At 56.1% G+C, this 11,125-nt stretch carries 9 protein-coding genes; 1 reads left to right on the top strand and 8 read right to left on the bottom strand.

Annotated features, from left to right (window positions below):
• Position 1 precedes the first annotated feature (1 nt).
• A complete protein-coding gene (locus IF205_RS14015) occupies positions 2-1,201 on the top strand; it encodes an alpha/beta hydrolase (RefSeq protein WP_259779980.1) in 1,200 nt (399 codons plus the stop codon).
• 59 nt (positions 1,202-1,260) lie between these two features.
• Here the strand turns inward: IF205_RS14015 and IF205_RS14010 are convergent, their stop codons facing one another.
• The 8 genes from IF205_RS14010 to hutH all read right to left on the bottom strand — a co-directional run bounded on the left by IF205_RS14010 (position 1,261) and on the right by hutH (position 11,125).
• On the bottom strand, positions 1,261-2,241 hold the full coding sequence (locus IF205_RS14010; RefSeq protein ID WP_259779979.1) for a peptide ABC transporter ATP-binding protein: 981 nt from the start codon (positions 2,239-2,241) through the stop codon (positions 1,261-1,263).
• A complete protein-coding gene (locus tag IF205_RS14005; protein WP_259779978.1) occupies positions 2,241-3,245 on the bottom strand; it encodes an ABC transporter ATP-binding protein in 1,005 nt (334 codons plus the stop codon). Before IF205_RS14005 ends, IF205_RS14010 begins: the two co-directional genes overlap by 1 nt.
• Before the next feature lie 3 nt (positions 3,246-3,248).
• Positions 3,249-4,169 carry an ABC transporter permease subunit gene (locus IF205_RS14000; protein ID WP_259779977.1) on the bottom strand — a complete coding sequence of 307 codons (921 nt, stop codon included), beginning with the start codon at positions 4,167-4,169 and terminating at the stop codon, positions 3,249-3,251.
• A gap of 5 nt (positions 4,170-4,174) precedes the next feature.
• Complete coding sequence (locus tag IF205_RS13995) at positions 4,175-5,191, bottom strand: ABC transporter permease subunit (protein WP_259779976.1); 1,017 nt, start codon at positions 5,189-5,191, stop codon at positions 4,175-4,177.
• 90 nt (positions 5,192-5,281) lie between these two features.
• Positions 5,282-6,829 carry an ABC transporter substrate-binding protein gene (locus IF205_RS13990; protein ID WP_259783289.1) on the bottom strand — a complete coding sequence of 516 codons (1,548 nt, stop codon included), beginning with the start codon at positions 6,827-6,829 and terminating at the stop codon, positions 5,282-5,284.
• A gap of 406 nt (positions 6,830-7,235) precedes the next feature.
• Positions 7,236-8,810 (bottom strand): peptide chain release factor 3, encoded by a 1,575-nt coding sequence (locus tag IF205_RS13985; protein ID WP_259779975.1) that lies wholly within the window; start codon positions 8,808-8,810, stop codon positions 7,236-7,238.
• Between the two features lie 99 nt (positions 8,811-8,909).
• Entirely contained in the window at positions 8,910-9,473 is a 564-nt protein-coding gene (gene phnN, locus IF205_RS13980) for a phosphonate metabolism protein/1,5-bisphosphokinase (PRPP-forming) PhnN (protein ID WP_259779974.1), read from the bottom strand.
• Positions 9,474-9,592: 119 nt separating this feature from the next.
• Positions 9,593-11,125 carry a histidine ammonia-lyase gene (hutH, locus tag IF205_RS13975; RefSeq protein WP_259779973.1) on the bottom strand — a complete coding sequence of 511 codons (1,533 nt, stop codon included), beginning with the start codon at positions 11,123-11,125 and terminating at the stop codon, positions 9,593-9,595.

The following is an 11,125-nucleotide window of genomic DNA, read 5'->3' as shown; positions in this document are numbered from 1 at the left end:
CATGACCGAGACTATGAGCGAAATACGGTCAGGCGAAGTTTACGGACTGGAAGGTCAGGGGGCGGATTTTCTTTCCCAATGGCGTCAGGCCCTGATCAACATGAGCAAGGCCCTGGCCGCGCAGGGCGCGATGCCGCCGCATCTCCAGACGGTTTCTGTTCAACTCCGTGACGCAGCGGATTGGGACCAGGATCCCGTTGCCCGTGATCTGATGTTTCGCGAGGTTCTGGGCGGCAATATCCCTGATTTCGTTGTTTCTGTGAACAGGGAAATGCTGGCGCAGGAGGCGCTTGTCAGTGTTGAGGGATTTGCCCACCTCAGTCCGACAGATCCCGAAGAGACTGTCTATAAGGATTTCACCCGTGCGGCCCTGAACCGTGAATACAGTGCGCGCGCCGCGGTGCCGGATCATATGGATATCTTTGCTGAATGGCGGAGCAGGGGGGAGAAGTTTCGGGAGCGTCGCACGGCGGAGATCGCCTATGGTGACGGCCCTCTGGAAAAAATAGACATATTTGTCCCGGACCGGCATGACGGCGTAACACCGCCTCTGCATGTATTCATTCATGGCGGGTACTGGCAGGCAATGGACAAACTGGATCATGGTTTCCTGCTGGAGGCCTTGCTCGACAGTGGTGTTGCGGTCGCTCTGCCGAATTACGGCCTTTGCCCTACTGTGCCTGTCGAACGGATTGTAGAGCAGTGCCGGGACGCCTGTGCCTTGCTGTATAAGCAGGCGGAGAAATGGGGGTACGACAACCAGAGAATCCATCTCTCCGGACATTCGGCGGGTGGACATCTGGGCGGGATGATGGCGGCAACAGACTGGTCTGCGCGCGCTTCTTCCTTGCCGCATGATCTGATCAAGAGTGTGATCCTGATTTCCGGCCTTTTCGACCTGGAGCCGCTTCGTTTTACCGGCATGAACCGCGCTCTTGAACTGACAGAAGCCGGTGCTGACCTGAACAGTGTGGTGAACAAGTCACCAGCCTATGCTCTGCCCGTGACCCTGGCCGTTGGCGGTGACGAGAGCGCAGAATTTCATCGGCAGTCCGCATTGTTGGCGCGAGCGTGGGAAGGAAAGGCGGATATTCGTTGGGTCGAAATGCCGGGGCGTCATCACTTCACTGTAGTGGAGGGACTAAACGAACCGGAATCGCCGCTATTCAGGGCGGCGCTGGACGCGATTGAAGCCAAATAATGTAAGCCAAAAAGAAAAAGGCGGGCCCTGGAGCCCGCCTTTGTATTAGTCAGCCTTGATCAGTTCCGGCCTTCCTCAACCGCATGGCAGGATACTTCGGACCCGCCGGCAGATTTCAGATAGGGAACCTCGCTGTGACACCGGTCATTGGCCAGTGGGCAGCGGGGGTGGAACGGACAGCCGGTCGGCGGGTTCAAAGGTGAGGGCAGTTCGCCCGTCAGTTTGATCCGCTCCCGCTTGCGATGCGGGTCGGCCATCGGTGTGGCGGACAGCAAGGCGCGCGTGTAAGGGTGCTGCGGGTTGGCGAAAATCTCATCCCGCGTTCCGCGTTCAACCGGACGCCCCAGATACATGACCAGGATATCGTCGGCGATATGACGCACCACCGACAGGTCATGAGAGATGAAGAGGAAAGCCAAATTCATCTCTTCCTGCAGGTCTGCCAGCAGGTTCAGGACCTGTGCCTGGATGGACACGTCCAAGGCGGACACAGGCTCGTCAAGGATGATGATTTTCGGCTTTAGCATCAGCGCACGTGCAATGGCGACACGTTGACGCTGTCCACCGGAGAACATATGCGGATAGCGATCCGCCTGTTCCGGACGCAAACCAACACGGGACATCATGGACAGAACGGCCTCGCGGCGTTCCGACGACGACATATTCGTGTTGATCTTGAGCGGTTCCTCCAGGATCGTGCTGATCTTCTGGCGCGGGTTCAAGGAGCCGTATGGGTCCTGGAACACGATCTGCACCATCTGGCGAAGTTTCCGGCGGTCTTCTGCCGAATGCGCCTTCAGGACATCCATGCCACCCAGTGTCAATTCACCCTCGGTCGGCTCTTCGATCAGGGTTACCAGACGAGCCAGGGTCGACTTGCCGCAACCGGATTCACCGACGACGGCAAGCGTCTTTCCGGCTTCCAGGTTAAAGCTGGCGCCGTCCAGCGCTTTGACAGTTCCGCCTTTGCTGAACAGTCCGCCTTTGACTTCATAGTAGCGGCGAAGGTCGCTCGCTTGCAGTACAGTTTCTGCACTCATTATGCATTCCCTCCGCTTGCTTTCGCTTTATCGAAGTCCGGATGCCCCGTCGGTTTGCCGTCCACAAGGGGGTAGTGGCAAAGCACGCCTGTGTGTTTTTCGGGAGCTACCTGACGGCAATGCTCCGTTGCAAACTGGCAACGCGGATTGAAAAGGCAGCCTGTCGGACGGTCCAGCAGACCTGGGACAACGCCCGGAATGGACGGCAACCGGTTACCGGTTACGCGTTCCGGAAGGGCGCTGAGCAGGGCGTGGGTGTAAGGATGCTGCGGGGCATCGAACAGCCCTTTAACATGCTGGCGCTCCACCTGCTGACCTGCATACTGGACGACGACTTCCTGTGCGGTCTCGGCAACCACACCCATGTCATGGGTGATCAGCACGAGCGCCATGCCCTTTTCCTGTTGAAGTTCGACCAACAGCTCCAGAATCTGGGCCTGAATGGTCACGTCGAGAGCCGTGGTCGGCTCGTCGGCGATCAGCAGGCGAGGGTTACAGGCGATCATCATGGCAATCATGATACGCTGGTTCATCCCGCCGGACATCTGGTGGGGATAGGTCTTGAGACGGCTTTCCGGAGCCGGAATACCGACCATCCCCAACAGCTCAATCGCCCGCTTTTCCAGTTCCTTGCGGGTGCCGCCCAGGTGTTTTTTCATGACTTCCATGATCTGATACCCAACGGTGAAGCAGGGGTTCAGACTGGTCATCGGTTCCTGGAAGATCATGGCAATGTCTTTACCGATGATCTTGCGGCGGTCGCGTTGCGAAATCTTGAGCAGGTCAATGTTGTCGAATGTCATCCGGTCGGCGGTGATATTCGCTGTCCAGGGCAGCAGTCCCATAAGGGCCAGCATAGACACGGATTTACCGGAACCGGATTCCCCGACGATGGAGACGATTTCGCCTTCATTTACCTCGAGGTCGACCCCGTCGACGGCACGGAACATGCCATGGGCGGTTTCGAACTCGACTGTAAGGTTTTTAATATCGAGTAAGCTCATGGATCACGACCTCTTCATTTTCGGGTCGAGCGCATCGCGCAGGCCATCACCCATCAGGTTGATTGCCAGCACGGTGAGAAGAATAGCCAGGCCCGGGAAGGTAACGACCCACCAGGCGCTCAGGATGAATTCACGCGCTGCTGCCAGCATGGTGCCCCATTCCGGTGTCGGCGGCTGTGCCCCCATGCCCAGGAAGCCCAGAGCGGCCGCATCGAGAATGGCGGTTGAGAAGCTGAGCGTGGCTTGCACAATCAGCGGCGCCATACAGTTGGGCAGAATGGTGATGAACATCAAACGCAGCTTGCCTGCACCGGCAACGCGGCTGGCGGTGACATAGTCACGGGCGCTTTCCGATACGGCGGACGCACGGGCCAGACGAACGTAGTGGGGCAGGTAAGTGATGGAGATCGCGATCATCGCATTGCGAAGGCCCGGCCCGAGGACGGCAACCAGGACCAAGGCCATCAGCAGGCTAGGTACCGAGAGGATGATGTCCATAAGGCGCATTACCAAGGTTTCATACCAGCCACGAATGAAGCCGGCTGTCAGACCAAGGGAGATGCCCACGGTGAGGGTTACGGCGATGACAATTACACCTGTGTACAGTGAATACCGCGATCCATGGATGACACGGGACAGGACGTCACGGCCAACAGCATCCGTGCCCAGAATGAAGGACCAGTTGCCGCCTTCCTGCCATGCCGGTGGGATGAGCAGGAAATCACGAAACTGCTCACTCGGACTGTGCGGGGAGACGAAGTCCGCAAAGACTGCCATCAGGACAATGAAGATTAGGAAAAACAGGCCGATAACGGCGCCGTTGTTTTCCGAGAAATAGAACCAGAACTCACGCAGTTGCTGACGCAAAACACTTTTGGGTTGGCTGATCTGGTCTTGCTTGGTTCCAGCGTCGACTGTGCTCATACCAATTACCTCGTATGCATGATGCGCGGATTGATCAGGCCGTACATGAAGTCAACGATCAGGTTGACGACCATGACGATGGCCGCGATCAGGATAAGACCGCCCTGGACGGAGAAATAGTCGCGGCGGGAAATGGAATCGACCATCCATTTTCCAATTCCGGGCCAAGCGAAAATAGTCTCTGTCAAAATTGCACCGGCCAGCAACACACCAACCTGAAGGCCGATGACCGTGATAACGGTGATCAGGGCATTACGCAGGGCGTGCACACCAATGATCCGCGCAGGCGAGAGACCCTTGGCCTTGGCCGTGCGGACATAGTCTTCGCCCAGAACCTCAAGCATCGCGGAACGGGTCTGACGCGCAATAACCGCCATCGGAATCGTGCCAAGAACAATGGTTGGCAAGATGAGGTGGCTAGCGGCGGAGAGGAAGGACCCTTTTTCATCGCTGAGCAATGTGTCGATCAGCATGAAACCCGTTGTCGGTTCAACCCAGAATAGCGCGGAAATCCGGCCCGAAACCGGCGTCCAGCCCAGCATGTCGGGGTTGGAGAATAAAATGATGAGCAAAAGCCCCCACCAGAAGATCGGCATTGAATAGCCGGCCAGGGAGATGCCCATCAAAGTGTGGTCAAAGGCAGAGCCGCGTTTGACCGCAGCAATAATGCCAGCGGGCAAGCCCAGGAGTGTCGCGAAGATAATCGCACACAGCGCCAACTCCAGAGTGGCAGGGAAGCGAATGAGGAATTCTTCCAGAACGGGCTGCTTCGTGGTGAAGGAGACACCGAAGTCGCCGTGAAGAAGGTCTGTTAGGAAGACGAAATACTGCTGCCAGATGGGTTTGTCGAAGCCCAGGGCAGACATCAGTTCGGCGTGTCGTTCAGGGGATACGCCGCGTTCGCCGGCGAGAAGTTCCACAGGGTCACCGGGTAGCATTCGAATGAAACCGAATGCAATCATGGTAACCCCCAGGAAAGTGGGGATGAGGAGCCCCAGCTTTGTGAAGATAAACCGTATCATAACGATCCTGACTTTACGTGCTTATATAGCAAAAGCGGGGAAGGCCAGAAACCTTCCCCGTTTTTTATAGTGTTTTTAAGGCGTTATATCTTACTTCAGGTCAACCCCGTAGAAGATATGGCCACCGAACGGGTCGATCCGATAGTCTTTGACTTCGTTGCGAACCGGTTCGTAAACGACAGAGTGTGCAATGGTTGCCCACGGAGCCTGCTCTTTGAATACAAGCTGTGCCTGTTCGTAGAGCTTGGTACGCTCTGCAGGGTCGGAAACCTGTTTAGCCTTCTGAATCAGGTCTTCGAAAGGCTTGTAGCACCACTGTGCACGGTTGGAACCACCAACGCCGTCACAACCCAGCAGGACTGCCAGGAAGTTATCGGGGTCGCCGTTGTCACCGGTCCAGCCCAACAGGACCGCGCCGTCACGGTTTTTGTCCTTGGAACGGCTGAGGTATTCACCCCATTCGTAGGAAACGATTTCGGCTTTGACGCCTACTTTCGCCCAGTCAGCCTGGATCAGTTCGGCCATACGACGCGCGTTCGGGTTGTACGGACGCTGTACCGGCATTGCCCAGATTTTGGTGGAGAGGCCGCTTACACCAGCTTCTTCCAGCATTTTCTTGGCTGCATCCGGATCATACGGGTCGTCTTTTGTGGCGTTGTTGTAGGACCAGATTGTCGGCGGAATCGGGTTCTTTGCAACTTTACCAGCGCCCTGGAAGACTGCGTCGATGATGGCTTTCTTGTTGATCGCCATGTTCAGGGCCTTACGGACCTTCGGGTTATCGAACGGTGCTTTCAGGCTGTTGTAAGCGAGATAGCCAACGTTAAGGCCTTCTTTTTCCATCAGGTTGATGTCTGGATCGGCTTTCATCGCCTGGATGTCTGCCGGGTTCGGATAAGGCATAACGTGACATTCACCGGCCTTCAGCTTCTGATAGCGAACGGAAGCGTCGGGGGTGATGGAGAAGATCAGGCGATCGATCGGTGCCTTGCCTTCCCAGTAATCCGGGTTCGCCTTGTAGCGAATCTGCGCGTCTTTCTGATAGTTGACGAAGGTGAACGGACCCGTGCCAACCGGCTTGTTGTCAAGCTGTTCAGGCGTGCCGGCTTCCAACATCTTGTCCGCATATTCCTTGGACATGATGGAGGCGAAATCCATTGCCAGGTTGGCAATCATCGGCGCCTGCGGCTCGGTGAGAATGAACTTCACCGTGTAATCGTCAACTTTGACAATGTCCTTGATCAACGTCGGCATGGACATCGATTCAAAATACTCATAGGAGCCGCCGGAAACCTTGTGATACGGGTTTTCCGGATCCCACTGGCGCTTGAAGCTGAAGACCACGTCGTCAGCGTTGAATTCACGCGACGGCGTAAAGAAGTCCGTGGTCTGCCATTTCACACCTTTGCGCAGGTGGAAGGTGTATTCCAGGCCATCGTTGCTGATGTTCCAGGATTCAGCCAGCGCCGGACGAATTTCGGTCGTGCCGCGCTTGAATTCCACCAACTTGTTGTAAATCTGGCGAGAAGAGGCATCAAAGGTCGTACCTGCCGTGAACAGGGACGGGTTGAAGCCTTCCGGGCTACCCTCTGAGCAATAGACCAGGGTCTTTGCTTGTGCACCGGCGGTTACCGCCATGGCAATACCAATGCCAGCGACGGCGGAAAGCAGTTTTGTTTTCACTGTATTCTCCCTCGAAAAGTGAAACTATGTGCTCACGATTTTGTTTTCGTTGCGTTTTGTCCAGGTGAGGGTTGCGCGACACTCCACGGTCCCTCCCGTGTAATTTAGGTGTAAAGAATCATCATGAGGTGGTTGCAGTGTCAACCGTAAATCACCGTTTCGCAAGAAGTGGTAGTAAGTTCAATTGATTAGGTTGTTCGGTATATTAGTTTTAATATGGTGGAAATGGGAATTTTAAGGGGCTTTTAACCATGCTGGATGAAAGCCGGAATCATATAAAAAAACTCCCGCCTGATGAGGCGGGAGTTGGTATCCTGTTTTCACTTTGAAATGCAGCATTCCAGCGGTATTTTGTCGCTTTCTAGGCGCGCTCGCGTGTCTTGTCGAAGTGAATATCCGGCCAGTTTTGGACCTGGTGATTCAACTCCCACATGTTTCTGGCCAGGAAGACGGGGGCACCGTCGCGGTCTTCACCCATGGCAGACCGATTGGAATCCATAAATTTTTCGATCTGCTTTGTGTCATCTGCAGAAATCCAACGCGCGGTTTCATAAGGTGCTGTTTCCAGGCCGACCTTGATACCGTATTCCTGTTCGATGCGCGTGGTCAGGACGTCCAACTGAAGCTGGCCGACGACGCCGACAATCCAGTTGGCGCCAAGCTGCGGTTTGAAGACCTGCGTCACACCTTCCTCGGCGAGGCTTTCCAGGGCCTTGCGAAGGTGTTTGGCTTTCATCGGGTCATCGAGGCGAACACGGCGCAGAATTTCCGGTGCGAAGTTTGGAATGCCGGTGAAGCGGACGTTTTCTGTTTCGCTCAACGTATCGCCGACGCGTAATGTCCCATGGTTAGGCACGCCGATGATATCGCCGGGCCAGGCTTCTTCCGCCAATTCGCGGCTTTGCGCAAAGAACATGATCGGGTTGTAAATGGCGATCGGTTTGCCGCTGCGCACATGCTTGAGTTTCATGCCGCGTTTGAACTTGCCCGAACAGAGGCGCATGAAGGCAATACGGTCGCGGTGATTGGGATCCATATTGGCCTGCACCTTGAAGACAAAGCCGGTGACTTTATCTTCGCCCGGTTCAATGATCCGCGCGTCACTTGGCTGTGGGCGGGGAGAAGGTGCTCGCTGGCCGACGCAGTCCAGCAACGGCCGCACACCGAAATTCCTCAAGGCGCTGCCAAAGAACACCGGCGTCAGGTGACCTTCCAGATAGCTTTCCTTGTCGAAAGAGGGGCAGGCCTCGGAAGCAAGCTCGGCTTCTTCCTGCAAGGTCAGAAGCAATTCTTCGGGAATGATCTCGCCAAGCTTGTCGTCGTCGGGACCAGAGGTGTCGATGATTTCCTCACCGCCGTCGACGATTTTCAACATCTGTTTGTTGGCCAGATCGTAAACGCCTTTGAACTCACGGCCCATGCCGACGGGCCAGACCATCGGTGCACAGTCCAGAGCCAGCGTTTCCGAGATTTCGTCCATCAATTCGAACGGATCTTTCGCTTCGCGGTCCATCTTGTTGATGAAAGTGATGATCGGAATGTCACGCAGGCGGCAGACTTCAAACAGTTTGCGGGTCTGCGGCTCGATACCTTTTGCGGCATCGATGACCATGATGGCGCTGTCGACGGCGGTCAGGGTGCGGAAGGTGTCTTCGGAGAAGTCTTCGTGGCCCGGCGTATCGAGAAGGTTAAAGGTGACCCCGTCATATTCGAAGGTCATGACGGATGTTGTAACGGAGATGCCACGCTGTTGTTCGATCTTCATCCAGTCCGAACGTGCGCGACGGCGTTCACCCTTCGCCTTGACCTCACCGGCCAGGTGAATGGCACCCCCCATCAACAACAGCTTTTCTGTAAGCGTTGTTTTACCGGCATCCGGGTGGGAGATAATTGCAAAAGTGCGGCGCTTGGCTGCCGCCTGCGCAGACTGGGTCACAGGTTTACTCCATTTCTCAAGAACCGGCCTTATCTAGTCCCTGTATCGTATGGGATCAAGGGAAAGCTATCGCCTGGCGGGTTGATGCAGTGGTGAAAGTCAGTCGCCAGCCACAGCCAGCAGCCTGGAGACGATCGCCTGCACCGAGGCTTCAAACGGACCGTTGTTGTCAATTGTTACCAGCGTGGCATGGTCTGGTATCGGGTGGTCATAACGTTTCAAACGTTTGGCGATTTCTTCCTCGTCTTCCCGGCCGCGTTCTTTCAATCGTTGGAAGGCCGTGGGCATGGCCACGTGAATATCGAACACGATGACGGGGGAAAACCGTGCAATCGCGTCAGTGATGCAATCCCGGGAACTGTTCACAATGACATGTCGGCCCTGGTCCAGATACTGGCTGACGTAGCCGGGGATACCATAGGCGTGACCGTAGGTATGCCAGTGCAGCATGAAAGCATTGCCTTCTTCCGCCATCTGGAACCCGTCCTGGGGGCTATGAATGTAGTCTTCACCAGGTAAGGGGCTGGCGCGGGTAATGATGCGTGGCGGAAAGACAAAACGGCTGTCGTTTGCCAGACGGGCCTTGGCGGCCTGAATCAGGCTGTCTTTACCGGCGCCTGAAGGGCCGACCACCAGAAATAATGTGCCGCGCTGCGTTGTCATTGGCGAACTGCCTTATATTTTCTTGTTTTGCATAACCATTTAGGTCGATGAATACCAAAAAAAACAAGCGCCACTTTCTCTGTGACGCTTGTTTTAAGGCCAAAATCGCCAATAAGGCTTTAACTGACGCTGGGCAGCAACCCGTCTGGCATCAGTTTCAGGAAGGTTTCTTCCCGGATCAGAGCCTTCACCGCTTCGATATCCGGATGGAAATAGCGGTCCTTGTCGTAATGGGGGGCAACTTTGCGAATTGCAATCATAGCCTCATTAAGACTGGGTGACGTTTTAAGCGGTTTGTGGAAGTCTACGCCTTGTGCGGCGCAGAGCAGTTCCACGGCGATAACGCCGCGGACATTATCTGCGATGTCACCCAGTCGCCGTGCGGCAAAGGTCGCCATGGAAACATGATCTTCCTGGTTTGCTGATGTAGGCAGGGAATCGATGCTGGCCGGATGGGCTAGCGTCTTGTTCTCGCTCGCCAGCGCCGCTGCGGTTACCTGGGCAATCATGAAACCGGAGTTGACGCCACCGTCTTCCACCAGGAAGGCAGGCAGGCCACTCAGGGCTGGGTCCATCAACAAGGCGATCCGACGTTCGGAGATGCTGCCGACCTCAGACAAGGCAATAGCCAGAACGTCGGCAGACATGGCAACCGGTTCGGCATGAAAATTACCACCGGAGATCACATCGCCTTCTTCGGTAAATACAAGCGGGTTGTCCGATACGGCGTTGGCTTCTGTTGCGAAGGTCCGGGCCGTGAAACGAAGGTGATCCAGGGCGGCCCCCATGACCTGTGGCTGGCAGCGCAGGGAATAGGGGTCCTGAACCCGGTCGCAGCCCAGATGGCTGGTGCGGATACCACTACCGTTCAGCAGTGTCTTGTAGACAGACGCAACATCAATCTGGCCGCGATGGCCGCGGACCAGTTGAATACGCGGATCAAAGGGCACATCGGACCCTTTCGCCGCATCGACGGACAGGGCGCCGGCCACCATGGCGGCGGAGAAGACGTCTTCTCCCTCGAACAGGCCCGCCAGTGCCAGTGCCGTGCTGACCTGTGTTCCGTTGAGCAGGGCCAGCCCTTCCTTCGGTCCCAGGTCAATTGGCTTCAGCCCGACCTTGGCCAGCCCTTCTTCGGCAGGCATAACGGTACCGTTGTGACGAACGTTACCAACACCGATCAGGGCCGTAGACATATGGGCGAGGGGAGCAAGGTCGCCCGACGCGCCAACAGAGCCTTTCGACGGAATGCAGGGATAGACGTCACCGTCGATCAGCTTCTCCATGGCCTGCAGGACTTCCCAGCGAATGCCGGAATGGCCGCGGGCCAGTGCATTGACCTTGAGCGCCATGATAAGGCGGACCGTATCGTCGGACAGCAACTCGCCGGTTCCCGTTGCATGGGACATCACCAGATTGCGCTGAAGGTCCTTCAGACGTTCCGCCGGGATGCTTGTGCGGGCCAGACGGCCAAAGCCTGTATTGATACCGTAAACGGTCTCGTCGGCGGCAATGATATTGTTCACGGTCTGGGTCGAGGCATCCACCTGCGCACGGGACCCGCCATCAAGCGTGAATTTCGCACCTTTGTAGATGGCGCGCAGGTCGGGGAGCGTCAGCTCCCCAGCGCGAATAACAATCTTCCTGGACAT

This window comes from Aestuariispira ectoiniformans (assembly GCF_025136295.1).
Taxonomy (GTDB): domain Bacteria; phylum Pseudomonadota; class Alphaproteobacteria; order UBA8366; family Aestuariispiraceae; genus Aestuariispira_A; species Aestuariispira_A ectoiniformans.
This window is presented reverse-complemented; position numbering and strand designations above follow the sequence as displayed.